This is a genomic window from Bradyrhizobium sp. 190, assembly GCF_023073415.1.
GTDB lineage: Bacteria > Pseudomonadota > Alphaproteobacteria > Rhizobiales > Xanthobacteraceae > Bradyrhizobium.
Genome location: NZ_JADPJL010000014.1, coordinates 63882 through 87058, shown reverse-complemented (window position 1 = coordinate 87058; position 23177 = coordinate 63882). Strand labels below are relative to the sequence as shown.

Below are 23177 nucleotides of genomic sequence, written 5' to 3'. Positions count from 1 at the left end.
GGGTATCGGGCGACATCGCCGCGCGCTTTGGCCGGTGGCCACCGGCCAAAGCGCTCAGTCGCTTCCATCGCACATTTTGCTCAATGGGCAGATACAAGGGGTCTGTCTCCGCGGAGAGAACCCCTCACCCGTCTCGCCGCCGCTAACGCGGCGTCGATCCACCCTCTCCCACAAGGGGAGAGGGAAGCAGCGCTCGACGCCGCAATCGTCACTGCTTCCCCGCCGGCTTCCTCTCCACCGGATGGATGTCGATCCCGCGCAACCTTCCCATCCGCAGCACATCCATCGACAACTCCCGCCCGATGCGGTCGCGGTCGAGGGCGCGGATCAGGTCGTCGACGCCGTTGATTTCGATGCCGTCCAACCTGATCACGACATCGCCCGGCAATAGCCCTGCCTTCGCCGCCGGACTATCCGGCTCGATCTGCGCCAGCAGCGCGCCCATCTTGTTGTCGACGCCGGCGACCACGGCATGTCGGCGCGGGACCGGCGCGGTCTGGCCCGCTACGCCGATGTAAGCGCGGCGGACATAGCCGTGGCGGATGATCTCGGACAGCACGAACTGCGCGGTGTTGCTCGCGACCGCAAAGCAGATGCCCTGCGCACCGCTGATGATCGCGGTGTTGATGCCGATCACCTCGGATGCCGACGACACCAGCGGGCCGCCGGAATTGCCGGGATTGAGCGCGGCGTCGGTCTGGATCACATCCTCGATGGTCCGACCGCTGACCGAGCGGATCGAACGGCCGAGCGCCGACACCACGCCGGCGGTGACTGTCGATTCAAAGCCGAGCGGATTGCCGATCGCGACCACGAGCTGGCCGCGGCGCAGGCTCTTGGAATTGCCGAGCGAGGCGTAGCGCAGATCGCGTGCGCCATCGGCCCGCAGCAGCGCGAGGTCGGTGTCGGGATCGACGCCGAGCACATGGGCGTCGGTAACAAAACCTTCGATGTCGCGCAGCCTGATTTCTTTCGACGATCCGACCACATGGCTGTTGGTCAGCACAAGACCATCGGGCGATATCACGATGCCCGAGCCAAGCCCGCCGCGCTCACGCGCGCTGCGCACCTTTGGCCCGGTCTCGACGCGGACGACGGCTGGGCCGACGCGTTCGGTCACGTCGATCACGGCATTGGAATAGGCATCGAGCAAGACCCGGTCATTGTCCCGGGCAGGCTCGGCCGCTCGCGATGACGGCCCGTCATCGGCGATATCTGACGTAAAATCCAACATGACGAGATTCCTTCGACCTCATCAGATGGTGGCCGGGAACCGCATTCGCAAGATGCCCGCAACGAGCACGGGGCTGGCCTGCTAGGGCGTCCGTCTGAGGCTCGCCGGCCGCGCCTTGACGGGATCGAGCAGCGCCCAGTCGCCCTGCTCCAGCACATAGCCTTTTGGGAACGGTGCGCGCAGCTCGAGCCCGAGCGAGCGCAGCACGCGGTCGTCACGGTAGTAGCATTGCAGGACGACGCGGACGAGCGTCGCAGCCGCAGCGCCGCCGGTGGCGCGGAACTCCTTCGCAACGTCATCGCGTCTGGCCGCATCGAGTTCAGCCAGCGGTTGGCCTGCGAGACGCGCGAGATGATCGAGCGCCTGCGCCACCAGCGCCGTGTCGCGGCCAAGCGTCGCCAGCATGTCGGCCTGGATCGCGGGATCGTCCGCGCCGGGTACCTTGTATTCGTCGCTGGCGGGAACGATCATCGCGGCGACGGTGCGGAGATCGTCGCGTTGGGTCGATGTCAGTTCATTGGCTGCGGACATGGCGCTCTCAATCGAAGAGGTTGGCGAGGCGTTGCTTCATCTGGTCGGCGACGTAGAGCGCGATCGCCTGGATGGTCGAAGTCGGGTTCACGCCGCCTGACGTCACGAACACGCTGCCGTCGACGATGAAGAGATTCTTCACGTCATGCGACCGCCCCCATTCGTTCACCACGGAGCGCGCAGGATCGGTGCCCATCCGCGCCGTGCCGAGCAGATGCCAGCCGCCCCAGGGTATAGGATTGTTGATGCAGATGTCGGTCGCGCCAGCGGCTTCGAGAATCTCGCGGCCGCGCGCCAGTCCATGCTCCATCATCTTCCGGCTGTTCTCGCCGATCGTGTAGTCGATCTTAGGCGCAGGAATGCCGTGGCCGTCCTTCAGCACGGGATCGAGCGTGACGCGGTTGTGTTCCTCGGGCAGATCCTCGCAGATCGCGGAGACCGCGAGCCGATGGCCGTTGAGCTGGCGAAAGACACGGTGATGATCCGCGCCCCACGGCAAAATGCCCTTCTGCTCGCTCGCCACCGCTTCGAACACGGGCCCTGCGCCGCGGCCAAACTGAATGCCGTAGCCGCGAACGAAGCCGCGCGAAAGATCGGTGTCGTAAAACTCCTTGCTCCAGAGGCAGGTCGGTGGCGCGCGGTTACTGTCGGTCGGCTCCTTCACGAAGCCGTAGATCTGCGCATAGGGATGAAACATCAAGTTCTTGCCGACCAGGCCGGATGAATTGGCCAGCCCATTCGGGAAACGACCGGAGACGGAGTTCAAGAGCAGCCGCGGCGTGCCAACGCCGTTGCAGGCGATGATGACGACCTCGGCCGGCTGGAACTGCTCGACGCCATCCTTGTCGTAGTAGACGACGCCCGAGGCCATGCCGTGCTCATTGGTCAGGATCTCGCGCACGCGGCAATGAGTCTTGAGTTCGACGCCGGCGCGGATCGCGTGCGGCCAATAGGTGATATCGGTCGAGGCCTTTGCGCCTTGCGCGCAAGCCGGCGTGCAGTGGCCAAGATTGATGCAGCGCGCCCGGCCTTCGTAATCCATCGTCGCGACCGTGGTGTCCGACGGCCACCAGTGCCAGCCGAGCTTGTTCATGGCCTTGCCGATCAGCGGGCCGGAAAGTCCGAGCGGCTGCGGCGGCATTGGCGGGCGCGTCGGCGGCGAAAGCGGGTCACCTGACAGGCCCGAGACGCCCATCATCCGGTCGTTCTCTTCAAAGAACGGCGTGAGTGCATCGTAATCGATCGGCCAGTCATCAGCGACGCCGTCGAGCGTCCTGACCTTGAAATCGGAGGGGTGCAGCCGCGGCCAGTGCGCGGTGTACATCACGGTGGAGCCGCCGACGCCGTTGAAGTTCACGACCTTGATCGGCGAATTGTCGTCGTTAACAGGATAGTCCTCGGGCCGGCCGCGGATGTTCGGGCTGGTCGACCAGTCGCCATAAAACTTCGCCTCCCAGTCACGCCCCGTGCTCGGATATTCCGACGGCTTCATCCAGCCACCCTGGTCGAGGCAGAGGATGTGCATCTTGGTTTCGGCCAGGCTCCACGCCACCGCCGCGCCGGATGCGCCGGCGCCGATGATCAGGACGTCAACGGGGTCGTTCATTGTGATTCGCTTCGCTCCCTGAACTACGTCGCCTAAGGGCGATCTCGGCTTCACGATAGGGGCAGATGCGGCCAGCAGTAAAGCTGCGTGAGGTGGGCTTGGTCGGACAAACCTGCAACCCTGCCGCGCCTCGATACCGGTTTGTTCGCGGGCGCAAGACGGGATAGCCTTGCACCAAACCATAAGCACGGAGGCGACGCCGATTCCGGATTTCGACGCCATCATCATCGGCGCGGGCATGTCGGGCCTATACCAGCTCTACCGACTGCGCGAACAAGGTTTTCGCGTGCGTGTGTTCGAGGCCGGCACCGATGTCGGCGGCACCTGGTACTGGAACCGCTATCCTGGCGCGCGCTTCGATTCGGAGAGCTATTCCTACGGCTATTCGTTCTCCAGGGAGTTGCTGCAGGAATGGGAATGGTCGGAGCATTTCGCCGGCCAGCCGGAGACGCTGCGCTATCTCAATTACGTCGCCGACAAGTTCGACCTGCGCCGTGACATCCAGTTTCGCAGCCGGGTGACGGTAGCGGTCTACGATGAGGGCTCGCGGAGCTGGAGCATTACCCTGGAAGACGGCAGCCGCATCAACACCCGGTTCCTGATCACCGCGATAGGCCCGCTGTCGACGCCGACGCTGCCGCGGATCGAGGGGCGCGACAGTTTCAAGGGGCAGTCTTTCCACACCGCGCGATGGCCGAAGGAGCCCGTCGATTTTGCCGGCAAGCGCGTCGCTGTGATCGGCACCGGCGCAACTGGCGTACAGACCATCCAAACTATCGCGGGAAAAGTCGGGCATCTCACCGTGTTCCAGCGCACGCCGAACTGGTGCGCACCGCTGCACAACGGCAAGATCGACGCCGAGACGCAAGCGAAGATCAAGGCGGGATATCCCGAGATGTTTGCCCGCTGCCAGGAGACTTTTGCCTGCTTCCTCCATACGCCGGACCCGCGCGGCGCGTTCGAGGTTTCGGACGAGGAGCGCGAGGCGTTTTATGAAAAGCTCTATGGCGAGCGCGGCTTCGGCATCTGGCAGGGCAATTTTCGCGATATCCTGATCGACCGCAAGGCGAACGCGACGATCTCCGATTTTGTCGCGCGCAAGATCCGGCAGCGGGTGAAGAATCAGGCCGTGGCGGAAAAGCTGATTCCAAGGAACCACGGTTTTGGCACGCGCCGGCTGCCGCTCGAGACCTTCTATTACGAAGTCTATAACCAGGACAATGTCGAACTGGTCGACATCACGGAAACGCCGATCGAGCGGATCACGCCTGAAGGCATCAAGACCAGCGAGAAGGAATACGCGTTCGACATCGTCATCTACGCGACCGGTTTTGACGCCATCACCGGCAGCTTCGACAAGATCGATTTTTGCGGAGTTGGCGGCGCACGGCTGAAGGAGAAATGGAAAAGCGGACCGGAGACCTATCTCGGCATCATGGTCCATGAATTTCCCAACATGCTGATGCTGATGGGGCCGCACACCGCGCTCGGCAATATTCCGCGCAGCATCGAATACAGCGTCGACTGGGTAACCGGGCTGATCCGCTTTGCCATGGACAACAAGCTGACACGACTGGAGGCGACGCCGGAGGGCGTGAAATCCTGGACCGATCACGTCAACGCGCTCGGCGAAGGACTGCTGTCCAACGAGGTCAATTCCTGGATGACCGGCATCAATTCCAACGTCGAAGGCAAGCAGACCCGCATCGTCGCCCGCTACAGCGGCAGTGCGCCGGCCTACCGCGCAAGGTGCGATGAGGTCGCGGCGAAGGGGTATGAGGAGTTGCGGCTGGGGTAGCATTTAGATGGTCGCCACATGCAGAAGAGCCGTAGGGTGGGCAAAGGCGCGTTAGCGCCGTGCCCACCATCTATCCGCAGCAATCCTCGTGAATGGTGGGCACGCTACGCTTTGCCCACCCTACGGCCTACGGATCTCCCGCTACCACGCATCAATACAGGGCCGCTTCTTCGTCGTGCGCGCGTCCGGCTTCGGCACCGAGCGGAGCCCCGCCATGATCCACTGCCGCGTGTCGGCGGGATCGATCACCTCGTCGATCTCGAGCACTGAGGCGATCGAGACCGCCTTGCCGTTGGCGTAGAGTTCGTCGACCTTGGCCTGGTAGTACTCCTCGCGCTCGTCCGGGTCCTCGATCGCTTCCATCTCCTTGCGGAAGCCGAGCCGCACATAGCCTTCGAGCCCCATGCCGCCGAATTCTCCGGTCGGCCACGCCACCGTGAAGAACGAGGCATGAAAACCGCCTCCGATCATGGATTGCGCCCCCAAGCCATAGCCCTTGCGCAGGACGATGCCGAACAGCGGCACGGTGAGGCTCGCGCCGGTCACGAACATGCGCGCGACGTGGCGCACGATCGCGGTCTTTTCGGCTTCGGGCCCGACCATGAAGCCCGGCGTATCGCACAGCGACAGGATCGGAATGTCGAAGGCGTCGCAGAGCTGCATGAAGCGGGCGGCCTTGTCGCCGGCCGGCGCATCGATCGCGCCGCCAAGATGCTTCGGATTGTTGGCGATCAGGCCGAACGGCTTTCCTTCGATGCGGATGAAAGCGGTGATCATGCCGACGCCAAAGTCGCGGCGGATTTCCAGCACCGAGCCTTCGTCCGCGAGAAGATCGATGACGTTGCGGATGTCGTAGACCCGCAGGCGGTTTTCCGGGATCGCCCGCCGCAACAACCGCTGGTCCGGCGCCTTCCAGTCGGCAACGGCGCCCTGGAAGTACGACAGATATTTTTGCACAGCAGCCGTCGCTTCCGCTTCATCTTCGACCAGGATGTCGATGACGCCGTTCGGCGACTGGAACGACACCGGCCCCACTTCGGCTGGATGATAGACGCCGAGGCCGCCGCCCTCGATCATCGCGGGGCCGCCCATGCCGATCGACGCGTTCATCGTCGCGATGATGACGTCGCAGCAACCGAGCATCGCGGCGTTGCCGGCGAAGCAATAGCCGGAGACGACGCCGATGACGGGCACCAGCCCCGAGAGCTTTGCGAACTGCACAAAGGACGGGCCGTCGAGGCCGGTCATGCCGAGCCGGTCGGTATCGCCGGGCCGGCCACCACCGCCCTCGGCATAAAACACCAGCGGCATCCGCCATTGCTCGGCAAGGCCCAGCATGCGGTCGATCTTCTTGTGGTTCATGTGGCCCTGGGTGCCGGCCAGCACGGTGTAGTCGTAGGAAATCACCATGCAGCGGGCGGCATCCGCGCCGAACTTTTCCGCGTTCACGGTAGCGACGCCGGAGATCAGGCCGTCGGCAGGCGTGTTGCGGATGAGATCGTCGACCGTGCGCCGCCGGCGCTGGGCGGCGATCGCGAGCGAGCCGTATTCGACAAACGATCCTTCATCGACGAGCTGGGCGATGTTCTCGCGTGCCGTGCGCTGGTTGGTCTTGCGGCGGCGCTCGACTGAAGCCGGGCGGTTTTCATCCAGCGTGATGGCGTGGCGTTCGATCAGTTCAGCCAGGTCGGGGCGGATGTGGTCGAGGTCGACATCCTCCTCTTCAGTCACATCATGGGCGTCGATCTCGGCGGGCTCCAGATAGAGGATCGCCTCGTCCTGCATCAGCGTCACACCGGCTTCCGCCGCTACCTGCGTCACCCTGCCGCCATGCGGCGCCGTCACCAGATGCTCCATCTTCATGGATTCAAGCACGGCGATCTGCTGGCCGGGGCGGACGAGATCTCCCTCCTCGACATCGATGGCAACAATAGTGCCCTGCAACGGCGCCGGAACCGCGACCGAGCCGTCCGGCCCGGTTGCCGATGCCGCGACCGCAAGGGCGAGCGTGTCGTCATCGGCGGCGTTGCCGGATTCGATCAGCGCCGTCTCGGCGGTCGCTTTGGCCTCGCCGACGAGACCAGCGACATGGGCCTCGATGAAGCCGGTGCTGACGCGGTTCTCGACAAAATCCGGATGCGCCAAAATCGCCGCCAGGAAGGGGATGTTGGTCGCGACGCCACCGATCCGGAACTCGCGGAGCGTCCGCGTCGCCTTGTGCACGACGTCGGTCCAGTTGCCACCCGGCGAATGCACGATGACCTTGGCGAGCAGCGAGTCGAAGGCCGTGCTGGTGCGGTATCCCGAATAGCCAAACGTATCGACGCGAACGCCGGGGCCGGACGGCAGGTCGAACAGCGCCAGCGTTCCGCCGGTTGGCTTTGTTCCGCCGGTCTCGTCCATCACCTCCATGTTGACGCGGAGCTGCATCGCATAGCCGCGCGGTTTGGGGATATAGGCCTGCGCCAGACCGAGCGAACCCAGCGTGGCGCCGGCCGCGACCGCGAGCTGCGACTGCACCAGATCGAGGCCGAGCACTTCCTCGGTGACGGTATGCTCGACCTGGAGCCTCGGATTGGCCTCGATGAAGGCAAACGTCTGGTCGCTGGTTTTGGCGTCGTTATCGACGAGGAATTCGAAGGTGCCGAGATTGTCGTAGTTCGCAGCAGCCGCGAGTTCCTTGGCGGCGTCGATAATGCGCCCGCGCAAGGCGTCGTTCAGCGACGGGCTCGGCGCGACCTCGATCAGTTTTTGGTTACGGCGCTGGATGGTGCATTCACGCTCCCACAAATGGCTGATCGCACCGTGGTGATCGCAGATGATCTGCACCTCGATGTGGCGGGCGTTGCGGATCAGGCGCTCGACATAGACGCCGTCGCTGCCGAAGGCGGCATTGGCCTCGGACTGGCAGCGCGCATAGGCTTCCTCCAGCTTGTTGGCGTCATCGACGATGCGCATGCCGCGGCCGCCGCCGCCGGCGATCGCCTTGATCATGATGGCGCCGCCCTCACCCAGGGATTCAAGGAAGACCCTTGCCTCTTCCAGGCTGGTCGGCCCGCTGCTGCCCTCGATGATGGGCACGCCGCATTGTTTTGCCAGCGCCTTGGCCCGCGCCTTGTCGCCGAACAGGTCGAGCGCCTCCGGCGACGGCCCGACGAAGACGATGCTTTCCTCGATGCAGCGCCGGGCGAGCGTGGCGTTCTCGCTGAGGAAGCCATAGCCGGGATGCACGGCGTCACATCCGGTCGCCTTGGCGGCTGATATCACGGCCTCGATGTCGAGATAGGCCCGCGCGCCGCGCCCGGGGATCTCGTGGGCCGCGTCGGCGGCGCGGATATGCATCGATTGCGCATCGTCGGCGGAATGGATCGCGACGGTGGCAAGCCCGGCGTCGCCCGCCGCGCGCGCGATGCGGATGGCGATCTCGCCGCGGTTGGCAATCAGCAGTTTGTGGAAGGACATGAACGGTTCCGATCAGAGCGAAATGATGCGGCGATCGGCTCACCTCGCCCCGCTTGCTTCCATATCCCAATCAGCAGCACGATGCGGCCCGCCGGCAGTTTCTTGTTATTGAACATGAAACCTTTGCCGAGATTCTGCGCAAGTGGAATTTCGTTCCGCATTACGGAAATTCGCACAGTAAACTGAGGCGCTTAGCGGTCTACCGGCAATCGAGCCGGGCTTCGAACCAGTTCTGCAGCGACGCCGAGAGCGGCGGCCAGGCCCGCTGGAAGGGCGTGAGTTGCCTTGCGTTGGCACGGTAGATTTCGCGCAACTCGTGCTCGATTGCTGGAAGATCGACACCGGTGCAACGGCCTTCGTTGACGATCAGCCGACCGTCCACGACCACGTCGCGGAGCAACGACGCATTGCCGCGGGCGAACAGAAGATCGATCGGATCGACAGGCATGATCTGGTCGCGGTCAAGCCGATCGAGATCGATGGTGACGAAATCGGCTGGCGCGCCGGGTAGGAGCGCGCCGGTTCCAGGCGCGCCCGTCGCCTTGCGGCCGTTGGCGATCGCGAGCGCGAGGAATTCGGACGTGGTCCACGTGCGCTCGAAGCCGAGACCGCCGTGCATCATCTGCACCAGCCGCATCTCGCGCAGCACGTCGTCATCCTCGTCGAGCGCCAGTCCATCGACGCCTACAGCGATGGCGCAGCCGCATTTGTGCGCGGCCGCGATCGGCGCCAGGCCGGAGCGCAGATGCAGATTGGAGGAGAAATTGGTGACGATGCGCGCGCCGGAAGCGGCAATCATCTCGATCTCGTCGGGGCGGGCATGGATGCAATGCGCCAGCGTCAACCGCTCCGACAGGAAGCCGATGTCGCGGAGGTAGCGGACGATGCCGTCAGGAAAATGCCGGCCCGCCCAGGCGCGCTGATAGATGGTCTCCAACAGATGCATGTGGATGCGGCGTCCGGTCTGCGCCGAATTCTCCGCCACCGCCTCCAGTAGCGGTTTTGAGCACCACTGCACGCCAGCCGGGCCAAGCTGCACATCCACCTTCGGACCTGCGATGGCCGCGGCAATCGCGTCCGTCAACTCGATATAGGCTTTCGGTGACATCGGCGCGCGAACGAACATCTGCTCGATCGTGCTGCGATCGTCTTTGGAGAGGTTGGAGAGAACCGGTTCTTCATTGCCATACACCACCGGATTCTGGTCGCGTACCGCAAGCGCGAACGCGATGCGGATACCGACGTCGGACGCCGCGCGCGCGATGGCGCTGGCTTCCTCGACCAGCGGCATGGTGCCGCTTGGGCGAGTGTAGTGGATCATCATCACTGCGCAGCCGGCGCGCGCCGAACGCGCCAGCGCAGACGCCGCGGTCAGATACGGGTCGACCGGCGTGCCGAGCGCCGACCTTAGGATCCAGCTCTCAAGCGGCATGCCGAGCGCTCCGAATGAGGACGCGGTCGGGCGCGCATGGTCGTGGGCGTTGACGAAGGCAGGAAGCACGAGGGAGCGTGGCCTCGTCGCGGGCGGCACTCCCTCGCAGATGGATGTAACGATTCCATTGTCGTGCTGCAGTACAACGTTTTCGAGCAAGCCGCGGTCTGAGCCGGAGAACAGGCTGTGTGCCGGAACTTCAATGGTCATAATCGCACTCCGTCATTGCGAGCGAAGCGAAGCAATCCATCGCGCCACGGAGAAAGAATGGATTGCTTCGTCGCTTCGCTCCCTTGCGCAAACGCTTCGCGTTTGTCGCAGGCAATGACAGCCCGAAGCACCTGACTCAATTCGCCGTATACACCAATTCCCGCTCCGCGCGCGGCGGCAGGAATTCGCGCGAGAAAATCTCGGCGGGCGCAGGCGCGCGGGTGAGCTGATAGCCTTCGACGATGATGCCGATGGCGCGGGCCATGCGGTCGTCCTTGACGTCGCCGACGCCAATCTCCTTCATCTCCGGCGAGACGATCAGCTCGTCGAAGGAGTATTGCAAGCGGCGCTTTTCGACCTCGACATTGATCAGGTTGTCGTAGTTCACCGCGGCTTTCATCCCGGCGTTCTGATCCTTGGCGATCGCGATCATGCCCTTGTTGACGGCGCGGACGAGCCCGGCGACGGCCTTCGGATTGGAGGCCAAAAGCTTGCGCGAGACCATGACGCCGTTGGAATAGAGATCGAGACCATAATCGCCGAACTGGAACCATTTGTAGTCCTTGTCGGGGTCCTGGCGGTTCAGCACCAGGTTGAAATAGCTCGTGATATTGAACACCAGCGCAGCATCGATGTCGCCCTTGATCAGCATCGGCTCCTGCAGGTTCGGCGCCATGTTGGAGATCTTGATCTTCTCGCCCTCGAGCTTGTTCTTTTGCGCGAACACCGGCAACAGCCGCGTGGTTGGCGTGCCCTGCGCGCCGCCGAGCGTATGGCCTTCGAAATCCTTGATGGTGTTGATGCCGCTGGTCTTCTTGGTGACGATCGCAAACGGCGGCTGGTTCCAGATCATGTAGACCATGACAGGGGCGTCCTGCGGCTTGGTCGAGGCGTTCTGGATGATGGCGTTGACGTCGCCGAAGCCGGCATCATAGGCGCCGGACATAATGCGCGTCACCGTCGCGCCGGAGCCCTCGCCCTGGTCGATCACGACGTTGAGGCCCTCTTCCTTGAAGAAGCCGTTGTCCTTGGCATAGAAGAACGCGGCATCGGACCCTTGCGTCTTCCAGCCCAGCGTAAACTTGATCGTCGTCTCCTGGGCATTGGCGGCGCCGGCAAACAAGGCGGCTCCCAACAGCGCTGCACTAAGTCTGGCTAACATGGCGATCTCCTCGACTGGGTTGGATGACGGTTGGCGGAATCTTTGCTCATGTCGCGATCACGTCGCTCTTGCGGGTGGCCCAGCCGGTGACGCGTCCCTCGATCACGGAGAAGATCACGTAGAGCGCGACGCCGAGGCCAGCGAGCACGAACAGGCCGGCGAACACCAGTGGCACGTTGAAGTTGGAGGACGCGGTCATCATGACGTTGCCGATGCCGCGGTTGGAGGCGACAGTCTCCGACAGCACTGCACCGACAAAGGCGTAGGAGACTGCGACCTTCAGCGAGGCAAAGAAGAATGGCATGGTGCGCGGCAGCCCGACATTCCAGAGAATGTCGAGCTTGCTGGCGCCGAGCGCCTTCAGCACGTCCTCGAGTTCGGGTTCGGTGGTCGCGAGCCCCGTCGCAATGTTGACCACGATCGGGAAGAAGCAGATCGAGAGCGCGGTCAGCACCGCCGGCACCGAGCCGGAGCCGAACCAGAGCACGAAGATCGGCACCACGGCGACTTTCGGAATCGAGGAGAAGCCGACCAGCAGCGGATAGGCCGTATCGTAAGCCGTCTTTGAAACGCCGATGACCGCGCCGAGCACCACGCCGAGGCCGACACCGAGCACGAAGCCGATCATCGTGGTCGCCAGCGTCTGCAGAATATGCGGCCACAGGATCGGGAACTTCTCAAACAGCGTGACGAACACCTGCGACGGGCGCGGCAGCACGAGGTCTGACATGCCCGTCATCAGGCAGAACAATTCCCAGGCCACGAAGAACAGGACGATCAGTCCCGCCGACCAGGCCTTCTGGCGGTAATCGAAATCGGGCATGGTCAGGCCGCTCCCTGTGTTGCCGCGACCTCTTTCGAGGCAGTTCTGGCATCGACGATGAACGCGCGCAGCTTCTGGTTCAGTGCGACGAAATCCGGCTCGAAGGTCATCGCGACCGTGCGAGGGCGGGCGAAGGTGACGTGGCTGTCGTCGAGGATGCGGCCGGGGCGCGCGCTCATCACGCAGATGCGGCTGCCGAGGAACGCCGCCTCGCGCAGGTCGTGCGTCACCAAGAGCACGGTCGGCTTGTGGGCGATCCAGAGATCCTGAAGGATCGACCACAGCTCTTCCCGCGTGAACTGGTCGAGCGCGCCGAAGGGCTCGTCGAGCAAGAGCATCCGCGGCTCATGAATCAGCGCCCGGCACAGATTGGCGCGCTGAAGCATGCCGCCGGAGAGCTGCCAGGGGTAGCGGTTGCCAAAGCCCTTGAGGCCGACCTGCTCCAACAGCGCATTGGCCTTGTCGCGGAATTCGGTCTTGCGCAGCTTGCGGAATTGCGAGCGGAACGGTTCGACGATCTTGAGAGGCAGCATGATGTTCCGCTCGATCGTCATCCAGGGCAGCATGGTCGGATTCTGGAACGCCATGCCGACGCGCAAGGCACGCGCCGCCACTTCCCGCCCGCCGACGATGACCACGCCGGTGGATGGCTGCACCAGCCCGCTCGCCAGCCGAAGGATGGTGGACTTGCCACATCCGGAAGGCCCGACGAGAGCAACGAACTCGCCGTCGGCGATCCGCAGCGTCGTCGTGGCAAGGGCCGGCACCGCGCGGTCGCCGCGGCCGAACGTGACCGAGGCCTCCGAGAGCTCGATGGCAATGGGCGCGGCGGAAGCCGGGACCGGCAAGCCAGAGAATTCGGAATGTGGTTGCATGCGCATCATGGCTGGAAGTGCATGCAAGCCGAATGCCAGCCAAACTTGCCTGTGAAATCAGCGGTATCGCGGATCTCAGCCGAAACGGGCGGATTCCTTTTGTGCAATCCGGCTCTCAAACTGCATGCAATTGAGGCGCTCAATCCGTGCACAATTGTGATAAAGAGCGCCATTCGAAGCACACTTTAAGGATTCGTCGATGGCGCCCCGCGCCGCCAGCAAGATCGCTGAATCATCCGACAAGGTCGGCGTGATCTGCCGCGCGCTCCGCCGCGCCATCATCGAGCAGGCGCTGGAGCCCGGGGCGAAACTGCCCGAAGATTCGCTGGGCGAACGCTTCGGCGTCAGCCGCACCATCGCCCGCCATGCGCTGGGGCAACTGGCGGCGGAAGGCCTCGTCGAGCTTCGCCGCAACCGGATTGCCGTCGTGGCGACGCCGAGCTGGCAGGAAGCGCGCGATGCCTTTGATATCCGGATCGAACTCGAACGGCTGGTGGTGCGCCAACTCGCCGGCAAGCTGACCAAGAGCCAGATCGTCGAGCTCAATACCCATGTCGATGCCGAGGACCGCGCCCGCGACGGTTCCGATGCGGTGTCAATCAGGCTCGCGACGGAATTTCACATTCTGCTCGCCAATATGACGAACAGCCCCATCCTGGTGCGCTATGTCAGCGAGGTCGCCTATCGCTGCTGCCTGACGCTGTCGCTGTACAGCCGTCCGCACTCGTCGGAATGCGCGATCAATGAGCACCGCGCCATCATCGCAGCGCTGGTCAAGGGCGACGAAGCCAAGGTTATGAGCCTGATGCACAGCCATCTGGATTCGGTCGCCAACCGTGCGCTGGTAGCCCCTGCCCCGCAACGCGGCCGGGATCTGCTGGATATTCTCGCGCCTTACGCGGATGAGGCGGATAGTGCCCGCGTAGTGAAACTGCCGAAGGTGGTGCGGGCACGGTAGCTCCAGGCTCCGTCATTGCGAGCGCAGCGAAGCAATCCATCGCACCGCGCAAAGAAAGAATGGATTGCTTCGTCGCTTCGCTCCTCGCAATGACGGCAACTTCGCCCTACGCCTCAATGCCCATCTGCACCAGAATGCGCTCGGCGCTGTCGTTCCAGACGTCCATCTTCACGATCTGGCCGCCCTTCACCACGAAGCGGTCGACGTAGCGGTTGCCTTCGAACGGCGTGCCGTCGATCCATTCGCCGTAGAGCGTGCCGATGCTGTAGACGACGGTTTCGTTCGCGCCCGGGCAAACGTCGAAGCGGTCCATCTGCTTTTTGACCCAGCGATATCGCCGCGCGTTGAAGCCGGTCGGCCCGCGCGGATGATCGAACTCGCGTCCGCCGGTGAAGGTGATGATCGTGCCGGGCTTCATGTAGGCCGCGGCGGCCTCGGGGTCCGGGATCATCGACGCCGTGAGATAGGCCTCGACCACCTCGGCATCGGACATCCCCTTGGGTTCGGTTTTCGCAACGGACATGGCGGTTTCTCCTGATGGATAATACTACAATCGGACCGTCAAACTGCATGCACATATTTTGAACAATTGAGCCTCGAAACTGCACACAATCTGGAGCTGCCCCGCGAGCGCGCTTCCGCTAGGTTCGGGGCCAGCTCCAGCCCTGCTCGGACCCATGAACGCGAAAACGGCCTTCGATCTCATCTTCCGCAACGCCAGGACGCGGTCTGCCGCCACGACGGTCGATATCGGCGTCACCTCCGGGCGGATTGCCGCCATCGAACCGCGGCTTGCCTGTGAGGCGACAGAGATCGATGTCGGCGGCAGGCTCACGCTGCCCGGCTTTGTCGACACCCACATTCACCTCGACAAGGCCTGCCTGCTCGGCCGCTGCGGCCACGACCATGGCAGCGTGGCCGAGGCCATCGCCGCGGTCGCGGCGATGAAGCGCGATTTCACGGTGGAAGACATCCATGCGCGCGGGGCGCGGGTGATCGAGCGCGCCATCGTGCACGGCACCACCCGCATGCGCACCCATGTCGAAATCGATCCGCGCATAGGCTTGCGCGGCTTCGAGGCAGTCAAGGCGCTGAAGCGCGACTATGCCTGGGCGCTCGATCTCTCGATCTGCGTGTTTCCGCAGGAGGGCCTGACCAACGATCCCGGCGCTGAGGACCTCCTGATTGCGGCCTTGCGCGATGGCGGCGATGCGATCGGCGGCTGTCCCTATATGGACACCGACCCGAATGCGCATCTCGAAAAAATCTTCGGTCTGGCGCAGGAGTTCGACGTCGATATCGACCTGCATCTCGATTTCGACCTCGATCCGTCCTGGTGGCATCTCGAAGAGGTCTGCCGCCAGTCCGAGCGCCGCAATTACCAGGGCCGCGTTGCGATCGGCCATGCCACCAAATTATCGGCGCTGCCACCGGACCGGCTGAAGGCAGCTGCAGCGCGGCTCGCCAAATCGGGCGTCGCCGTGACCGTGCTGCCCGCGACCGATCTCTATCTGATGGGTCGCGACGCCACGCATAATGCGCCGCGCGGGTTGACGGTGGCGCACAAGCTCGTCGAAAACGGCGTCGTTTGTTCGGTCGCGACCAACAACGTACTCAATCCCTTCACGCCGTTCGGCGACGCCTCGCTGCTGCGGATGGCGAATTTCTACGCCAACGTCGCGCATGCCGGCGTGAGCGAATTTGACGCCTGCCTCGACCTCGTGACCGAGCTGCCGGCGCGGCTGATGAACCTGCGGGATTACGGTATCGCGCCGGGCAACCCGGCCGACCTGATCGTCCTCGACACCGACAGCGGCCTGAACGCGATTGCGGAACTGCCCGACATGCTGATGGGATTCAAGAACGGGCGGCAAGTGTTCGAGCGGCGGAAGCCGACGCTGTTTCCGCCGCTAGGATAGCCATTCCAGAGCGTCGCCATGCGCGAGCCTGACCCGGCCATGACAAAGGGCACGCCCTCTCGCGATTGACGGCCCCGTTAAACCGTTGTTGTTATCAGTCAACGCAAGAACAACAACGCGGGGCAGGAAATCATGAAAAAAGCCACTCAAATAAGAAGCGTCGAAACGCTCGCCTGCGACGCCGGCTGGCGGAACTACCACTTCGTCAAGATCATGACCGAGGACGGCATCGTCGGCTGGAGCGAATACGACGAGGGTTTTGGCGCGCCCGGCGTCACGGCCGCAATCGAGCGGCTGGCAGCGCGCGTAGTCGGCAAGAACGCTTACCAGCACGAGCGGATTTACGCGGAGCTGTTTGCCGCAACGCGGCCGGCCGCGGGCGGCGTGGTGGCGCTGGCGCTTGGCGCCATCGAGAACGCGCTGCTCGACGTCAAGGCCAAGGCGCTGGGCGTGCCCTGCTACGAACTGCTCGGCGGCAAGATCCGCGACCGCATCCGGGTCTACTGGTCGCATTGCGCGACCTGGCGCATCAACCATCCCGACTGGTTCAAGCCGGCGATTACCGATCTCGACGGCGTCAAGGCCATCGGCCGCGAGGTGCGCGAGAAGGGTTTTTCGGCAATGAAGACCAACATCTTCGTCTACACCGACGGCAAGCCGCAGGGCTGGCGGCCCGGCTTCGGCTCGCCGTTCGAGCCGGAGATCAATGTCGACCGCAAAGTGCTGCGTAATCTCTGCATGCATCTCGAAGCGATCCGCGACGGCGCCGGGCCCGATGTCGATTTGCTGCTCGACCTCAACTTCAACGCCAAGACCGAAGGGTATCTGAAGATACTCCGGGCCATCAAGGACATGGACATGTTCTGGGTGGAGATCGACACCTTCAACCCGCAGGCGCTGGGCTACATCCGTCGCCAGAGCCCACATCCGGTCTCATCCTGCGAGACGCTGCTGGGCCTGCGCGAGTTCCTGCCCTACTTCAACGAACAAGCAATGGATGTCGCCATTATCGACACGCCCTGGAACGGGGTGTGGCAATCGATGAAGATCGCCGCCGCCGCCGAGCATTTCGAGGTCAACGTCGCCCCACATAATTTCTACGGCCACCTCTGCACCATGCAGAACGCGCACTTCTCGGCCGCTGTGCCCAATCTGCGCATCATGGAAACCGACATCGACCGCCTGGCGTGGGACCATGAACTGTTCACGCATGTGCCCGAGATCGTCGATGGTCATCTCGTGATGCCGGACCGCCCCGGCTGGGGCACCGAACCCAACGAGGAAGGCCTGCGCGCCCATCCGCCCAAGAGCAAGGGCGGGCTGTTGAATTACGGACAGAAGAAGTAGCTTAGCCTTCGTAGGGTGGGCAAAGCGCAGCGTGCCCACCATTCAATTTGCGCAATCGGCGAGATGGTGGGCACGCTTCGCTTTGCCCACCCTACACTCAATTATCACTCGGCCGGCTCGCGAACGCGCTCTCGATCACGTCGCCGATCGGCTGCCAGGAATTGCCGTCGAACTGCACCAGCCGCATCTGCTTGATCGGGTGGAAGTCGGCCGGCCCGGTGTTCATCGCAATTCCCGGCAGCGCAATTGGGCTCTGGTAATTCCTCAGCGACGCTGCCTGCCGCATGATGTTCTCGCGCGACAGGTCATCGCCGCACTGGGTCAAGACCTGGACCAGGGTTGCCGCCGCCGCATAGCCGAATATGGCGTTGCCATCTTCCTTGTCGCCGTCGGGATAATATTTGTCCATGAAGGCCAGCCAGTCCTTGATGGTGAGGTCTTCCTTCCAGGTGGCATCACTGGCGTCCTTCAGGAACGAGGTAGAAATCACGCCGACTGAATTCTGAAGCCCCGCCGGCCTCAGCGCGTTCGCGATCGAAGCTGCAGCGTTGACCAGCAACAACTGCGGGTGCCAACCGAGGTCAGCCGCTCTACGGATGGCGCGCGCGGAGATCGGCGGCGCGCAATTGAGCACGAGCACTTCAGCGCCGGAGTTCTTGAGGATGTCAACCTGGTCATCGATTGACATGTCCGCATCGATGGCGATATCGGCCACGATCATGTTGGCGGTGAGGCCGAGCCCCTCCTGCAATCCGCGAAACAGATCGCGGCCGAACTGATCGTTCTGCCAGAGCACGGCAATCTTGCGGCTCGGATAGGCGGCCTGGATGTAGTTGGCGTAGATCCTACCCTCGGCACGAAATGTCGGCTGCCAGCCCATCGTCCACGGAAACCGCTTCGGGTGCGCCCACTCTTCGTCGCCGGAAGCGACAAAGAGCTGCGGGATACTCCGCTCATTGAGATAGGTTCGCGTCGCCAGATTACTCGGCGTGCCGAACGATCCGAACATCAGGTGCACGCGCTCCTGCTCGACCAGTTCACTTGTGTGCTCGACCGCCGTTCTCGGATTTGAGCTGTCGTCGCGGGAGATGAACCTGATCTTGCGCCCATTGATGCCGCCGCGTTCGTTGATCATGTCGAAATAGGCGGCCTCCGCCCTGCCGATCGAGGCAAAGGCGGCCAGCGGCCCGGTATAGGGCATGATGTTGCCGATGCGGATCTCGGTATCGGTGACGCCGGCGGCGCGGGTTGACTGCGGGGCGACCCAAATCGATGCCAGCAACAATGCAGCCAAGAAGGCTGGTGACAGCCATTTTATTCTTATTTTCATCAACGGGGCCCTCGAACGTCGAGCTGTTCAGAGCTCGTGACGCCACCCAGCGATGACGATGATAGCGCAGGAGATCAGGTTGTTAAACGAAATGTTGGCGGCGCGGCTTTGCCACGCCAGACGGGTTGCCAGTCTTCATAGAATGAGACGTTGCGGTTCAGGCGTGTTTGATGTCCGATATACCCTCCAGCAGCGGACGAATTCGAACATCGCTGGAAATCAAGTTGCGTCTAAGCAGTGCGTGGCAAGGAGGTCGAGGCATGAGGATAGCGATCGCAGCTCTGGGAACGGCCCTAGTCCTGTGTAACCTGGGCACGTTTAGTGCCGCAGTGCATGCGCAGACGGCCCAAGTCGTTCGTGAACCACGGGAAAGGCCCCTCATCAGGGTGCCCGTCGTAAGGCCAGCTCCCTACTGGGATTACAATATTGTTCCACGATATCGTTATCGCCCTGAGGACGACCGGGTCGATCCATGCGGCGGGCCCGTAGTGCCGGTGATACGCTATGGGCCTCAAGAGCAAACGGTTCCGTTGTGGCTGGCGAACGAATTGGGTCTTGGCCGTGTGCATGGTCGAGATTGGCCGTGTAAGGGTCGAAACCGGTAATGCAACGATTGAGCAGAAACGTAGCCCGCACGAGCGAAGCGATATGCCGGAGCTATGCCCCCGGATATCGCTACGCTCATCCGGGCTACGTATCAGCGTAGCGCGATATCCAGCCAGCCCAACGGATTGACCGTGACGCGGTCGCCGGTGTCGACCAGCACGGTCGTGGTCTCGGCTTCGATGATCGCGGGTCCCGTCAGCACGTGGCCGGGGTGCAACTCGTCAAGCGTGTAGACCGGGACTTCGCGCCAGCCGCCGAAGAAGGCTTGCCGCCGGCTGCGCGGTGAACAGGCGCTGGATGACGCGGCCTCGCGCGCACGCTCGTCCTGCCGCTGGACTTCGCCGACGGCGGCGACTCGGGCGTTGACGAAGACCACTTCCTGGCCACGCGAGGCGTAGGTGTAGAGCTCCTCGTGCCTGACGTGAAAGCGGTCTTCGATCCGGTCGACAAGATCGGCCGCGTTCCAGTCGAGGCCGTCCAGCGAGACGTCGATTTCAAAGATCTGCTCGCCGTAGCGCATCTCGGCGGAGCGCTCGATTGCAATCTTTCCGTTGAACCATGAGCGCAGCCGGCCGGCGGCCTGCTGCTCCAGTCCGGCAAAGAGCTCGCGCACTTCATCGGCGGTGATGCGGGCAGCCGCGCCATAATGCGTGCGGCCGACCTCGTAGCGGAGATCGCTGGTCAGCATGCCCCAGGCGGAGAGAACAGATGCCACCGTCGGCACGATGATGCGCTTGATCTCGAGTTCGCGCGCCACTTCGGCCGCGTGCAATCCCGCCGCGCCACCGAAACTCAGCAGCGCAAATTTTCGGGGATCGACGCCACGGCGCAACGTCATCAGGCGGATGCCGTCGGCCATGTTCAGATTGATCATGCGGTAGATGCCGGCGGCGGCTTCCACGCGCGACAGCTCCATCGCCTTGGCGATGCGGTCGACGGCTGCTTCCGACGCCGCGCGGTCGAGCGGGCGCTTGCCGCCCATGAAGGCGGTGGCATCGAGATAGCCGAGCACGACATTGGCGTCGGTGACGGTCGCGGCCTGCCCGCCATTGCCGTAGCAGGCCGGCCCCGGCGCCGAGCCCGCGCTTTCCGGCCCCACCCGCAGCGTACGGCTGGCATCGACGCTCGCGATCGAACCGCCGCCTGCAGCGATGCTCGCAATGTCGAGGCTGCGCAGCGCGATGCGCTGGCCGGCCAGCATGCCGTCGGCGGACAATGATGCCTGCCCGCCCGAGATCAGCGAAATGTCGGTCGAAGTGCCGCCCATGTCGAACGGCACGAGATCAGGGATGCCGACCAGATCAGAACAGCGCCGTCCGCCCGACATGCCGCCTGCGGGGCCTGACAGCACGGTGCCCGCGGCGAGCCGCGAGGCCTCCTCGACGGGCGCCATGCCACCATGCGACAGCACGACAAAGAGACTGCCCTTGAAACCGGCCTCGCCAAGCCGCGCTTCGAGGTTGGTCAGATAGCGGCGCACGATCGGCTCGACATAGGCGTTCACGATCGTGGTCGAGACGCGCTCATATTCCTTGATTTGTGGCAGCACGTCGCTGGAGCGCGAGATGCTGATATCAGGCAGCGCCTGCCTCAGCCGCTCGACGGCGGCAAGTTCATGCACGGGATTGAGATAGGAATGCAGGAAGCACACCGCGACCGAGGTCGCGCCTGATTGCCGGATGCCGGCAATCGCGTCGTCGAGCGATTTCGCATCCAGCGGAAGCAAAACTTCGCCGCTGGCCTTCAGCCGTTCCTTGACACCAAAACGCAGTTCGCGCGGCACCAGCGGTTCCGGCGGCGGCGAGCGCAGGTCGTAGCGATCGGGCTTGAGGCCCTCGCGCATCTCGATGACGTCGCGGTGGCCCTCGGTGGTCAAGAGCGCAACCTTTGCGCCCTTGCGCTCCAGCAGCGCATTGGTGGCCACCGTGGTGCCATGAACCAGCCGGTCAGTCGCCGCGAGCATTTCCGCGCACGTGACGTTCAAACGCAGCGCCAGTTCATCGAGCCCTGCCATCACGCCGAGCGACTGATCCGCCGGGGTCGATGGCGATTTCGCAAATATCGTCCGCCCGCTCTCATCGGTGGCCACGAGATCGGTGTAGGTCCCGCCGACGTCAACGCCTATCCTGAACATCATGAGGACGCCTGCTCCGCCGGGACTTCAGTCAGGCCCTGCTCGCGGTCGCGCTGGCGCGCCTCCGCCGATCGTTTTGCAGGCGGTCCCCAGCCGCCACCGCCGGACGAGCGTATCTCGAGACAGTCGCCAGGGCGCAGCTCGATGCCGACTTCCTTGGTGCGCAGCACGCGCGGTTCGCGGCCGTCCGACAGTAGACGGTAATGATGCGGCTTGCCGTCCTCGCCGCCGAGCATGCCGCAGGGACCGTGCCGCGCGCCGTCGCCTGCGGTGTTGCCTTTTGCGATCTTCTCGGTTTCCAGCACCAGATCGAGAGAGACGCCGAGGCCGCCGCGATGCTGACCATCGCCGCCCGAGCCGGGGCGGAATTCATGCGTGCGGAAATGCAGGGGAAAGCGCACCTCGGCGACTTCGAGACTGCCGAACTTCAGCCCGCCGACCGAATGCCATTCGCCGATCGACGACCAGCCGTCGCCGCCCGACGACGCACCACCGCCGGGCCGCGCCTGGAACAGGTGCCAGATGAAGCTTTTTCCGGTGCGCGGGTCTTCGCCCTGGATCGCGATCCGGAACCGGCGGCTCCAGCCCGCCATCGCGCGTTCCGGGCACGACGCCGACAGCGCCTTCACGATGGCTTCCACGATTTCATTCGAGGGATGGCTGGTGCACAGCGTCACCGGCCGGCCCGGATCAGCCCACACCACCGTGCCTTGCTTCGCGATCACCTTCAGCGGCCGCAGCGCGCCCGTGTTCTTGGGGATTTCCGCGTCGATCAGATAGGCAAAGGCCATCGCAACCGCCGCCTGCATATTGGCGTGCGAGGAGTTCACAAAACTGGTGGATTGCGGATCGGACTCGGAGAGATCGACTTCGACGTCGCTGCCCTTCTTGGTCACCTTCGCTGCGATGCGGATGTCGGTGCGGCCATGGCCGTCATCGTCGAGAAACGCCTCGCCGTGGAAGACGCCATCCTTCCAGGTCGAGACGACAGCCCTCGTCTGCTGCTCCGTAGCATCAAGGATCGCCTCCATGGCGGCCTCCACCACCGGCGCGCCGAACTCGGCAAACAGCCGCGACAGCCGTCGCTCGCCGAGATGGGCCGCGCCGAGCATCGCGGCAAGGTCGCCGCGGAACTCGCGGGGGTTACGAATGTTCAGCGCCAAGAGATCGAGCAAATCGTCGCGCAGCTTGCCGGCCTCATAGAGCTTGATCGGCGGGACGCGCAGGCCTTCCTGATAGATCTCGGTGGCGGCGGGATTATAGGCGCCATGGGTGGCGCCGCCGATATCGCTCTGATGCGCGCGGACGATGGTCCAGAGCAGACGCTTGTCGCCGGCGAAGACCGGCACGAAGGCGGTAAGATCGGGCAGATGACTGCCGCCGTGATAGGGATCGTTGAGCAGGATGACGTCGCCTTGTTGCACGTCCTTGAACCGCTCCTCGACCGCGAGCGTCGCCCACGGCAGCGCACCGACATGAACCGGCAGGTGATCGGCCTGCGCGATCAGGCGGCCTGCGGTGTCGCAGATCGCCAGCGAAAAATCGCGGCTGGAATTGAGGATCTGCGAATAGGAGGTGCGAAGCATGGCTTCGCCCATCTCTTTCACGATCGAACTGAGCCGGTGCTGGACGACGGAGCGCGTGATGGGATCGATCTTGGCGGACATTCGGAGCCGTTGTTATTCGTTTCGTATGATGGGTAGAGCCCTTGCGAAACCCATCACTATCATGCGCTGGCGCTGATGGGTAT

General features: G+C 63.6%; 16 protein-coding genes. 4 read left to right on the top strand and 12 right to left on the bottom strand.

Annotated elements, in window-relative coordinates; genetic code table 11:
* Positions 1-208: 208 nt before the first annotated feature.
* The 3 genes from IVB22_RS14340 to IVB22_RS14330 all read right to left on the bottom strand — a co-directional run bounded on the left by IVB22_RS14340 (position 209) and on the right by IVB22_RS14330 (position 3371).
* Positions 209-1234 carry a S1C family serine protease gene (locus IVB22_RS14340; RefSeq protein ID WP_247517990.1) on the bottom strand — a complete coding sequence of 342 codons (1026 nt, stop codon included), beginning with the start codon at positions 1232-1234 and terminating at the stop codon, positions 209-211.
* Positions 1235-1315: 81 nt separating this feature from the next.
* Positions 1316-1765, bottom strand: a complete 450-nt coding sequence (locus tag IVB22_RS14335; protein WP_247517989.1) for a hypothetical protein — start codon at positions 1763-1765, stop codon at positions 1316-1318.
* Between the two features lie 7 nt (positions 1766-1772).
* The gene (locus IVB22_RS14330) at positions 1773-3371 is read right to left on the bottom strand and encodes a GMC family oxidoreductase (RefSeq protein ID WP_247517988.1); all 1599 of its coding nucleotides are present in this window, start codon (positions 3369-3371) and stop codon (positions 1773-1775) included.
* Positions 3372-3540: 169 nt separating this feature from the next.
* On the opposite strand from IVB22_RS14330, the gene IVB22_RS14325 reads away from it, so the two are divergent.
* Positions 3541-5169: an NAD(P)/FAD-dependent oxidoreductase gene (locus IVB22_RS14325; protein WP_247517987.1), complete on the top strand. Its 1629-nt coding sequence runs from the start codon at positions 3541-3543 to the stop codon at positions 5167-5169.
* A gap of 141 nt (positions 5170-5310) precedes the next feature.
* On the opposite strand, the gene IVB22_RS14320 is transcribed toward IVB22_RS14325, so the two are convergent.
* The 5 genes from IVB22_RS14320 to IVB22_RS14300 all read right to left on the bottom strand — a co-directional run bounded on the left by IVB22_RS14320 (position 5311) and on the right by IVB22_RS14300 (position 13139).
* Positions 5311-8631 (bottom strand): carboxyl transferase domain-containing protein, encoded by a 3321-nt coding sequence (locus IVB22_RS14320; RefSeq protein ID WP_247517986.1) that lies wholly within the window; start codon positions 8629-8631, stop codon positions 5311-5313.
* Between the two features lie 199 nt (positions 8632-8830).
* Positions 8831-10273 carry an amidohydrolase family protein gene (locus tag IVB22_RS14315; protein WP_247517985.1) on the bottom strand — a complete coding sequence of 481 codons (1443 nt, stop codon included), beginning with the start codon at positions 10271-10273 and terminating at the stop codon, positions 8831-8833.
* A 136-nt stretch (positions 10274-10409) separates the two neighbouring features.
* The gene (locus IVB22_RS14310; protein WP_247517984.1) at positions 10410-11435 is read right to left on the bottom strand and encodes an ABC transporter substrate-binding protein; all 1026 of its coding nucleotides are present in this window, start codon (positions 11433-11435) and stop codon (positions 10410-10412) included.
* A 46-nt stretch (positions 11436-11481) separates the two neighbouring features.
* Positions 11482-12258 carry an ABC transporter permease gene (locus IVB22_RS14305; protein ID WP_247517983.1) on the bottom strand — a complete coding sequence of 259 codons (777 nt, stop codon included), beginning with the start codon at positions 12256-12258 and terminating at the stop codon, positions 11482-11484.
* A 2-nt stretch (positions 12259-12260) separates the two neighbouring features.
* On the bottom strand, positions 12261-13139 hold the full coding sequence (locus IVB22_RS14300; protein ID WP_374207528.1) for an ABC transporter ATP-binding protein: 879 nt from the start codon (positions 13137-13139) through the stop codon (positions 12261-12263).
* 193 nt (positions 13140-13332) lie between these two features.
* Here IVB22_RS14300 and IVB22_RS14295 point away from each other — a divergent pair, with 193 nt between their 5' ends.
* On the top strand, positions 13333-14091 hold the full coding sequence (locus tag IVB22_RS14295) for a GntR family transcriptional regulator (protein WP_247517981.1): 759 nt from the start codon (positions 13333-13335) through the stop codon (positions 14089-14091).
* 106 nt (positions 14092-14197) lie between these two features.
* Here IVB22_RS14295 and IVB22_RS14290 read toward each other — a convergent pair whose 3' ends face one another.
* Positions 14198-14614, bottom strand: a complete 417-nt coding sequence (locus tag IVB22_RS14290; RefSeq protein WP_247517980.1) for a nuclear transport factor 2 family protein — start codon at positions 14612-14614, stop codon at positions 14198-14200.
* Positions 14615-14768: 154 nt separating this feature from the next.
* Between IVB22_RS14290 and IVB22_RS14285 the strand changes: the two genes are divergently transcribed.
* Together IVB22_RS14285 and IVB22_RS14280 are read left to right on the top strand one after the other, a co-directional pair.
* Positions 14769-16010, top strand: coding sequence for an amidohydrolase family protein (locus tag IVB22_RS14285; protein WP_247517979.1), 1242 nt, complete (start codon positions 14769-14771; stop codon positions 16008-16010).
* A gap of 132 nt (positions 16011-16142) precedes the next feature.
* Positions 16143-17357: a mandelate racemase/muconate lactonizing enzyme family protein gene (locus IVB22_RS14280; RefSeq protein WP_247517978.1), complete on the top strand. Its 1215-nt coding sequence runs from the start codon at positions 16143-16145 to the stop codon at positions 17355-17357.
* A 97-nt stretch (positions 17358-17454) separates the two neighbouring features.
* Here the strand turns inward: IVB22_RS14280 and IVB22_RS14275 are convergent, their stop codons facing one another.
* The 3 genes from IVB22_RS14275 to IVB22_RS14265 form a co-directional block, all read right to left on the bottom strand.
* Positions 17455-18687 carry an ABC transporter substrate-binding protein gene (locus tag IVB22_RS14275; protein WP_247517977.1) on the bottom strand — a complete coding sequence of 411 codons (1233 nt, stop codon included), beginning with the start codon at positions 18685-18687 and terminating at the stop codon, positions 17455-17457.
* A gap of 697 nt (positions 18688-19384) precedes the next feature.
* Positions 19385-21430 (bottom strand): hydantoinase/oxoprolinase family protein, encoded by a 2046-nt coding sequence (locus IVB22_RS14270; RefSeq protein ID WP_247517976.1) that lies wholly within the window; start codon positions 21428-21430, stop codon positions 19385-19387.
* A complete protein-coding gene (locus IVB22_RS14265; protein ID WP_247517975.1) occupies positions 21427-23094 on the bottom strand; it encodes a hydantoinase B/oxoprolinase family protein in 1668 nt (555 codons plus the stop codon). The genes IVB22_RS14270 and IVB22_RS14265 overlap by 4 nt, the downstream gene beginning before the upstream one ends.
* Positions 23095-23177: the final 83 nt, after the last annotated feature.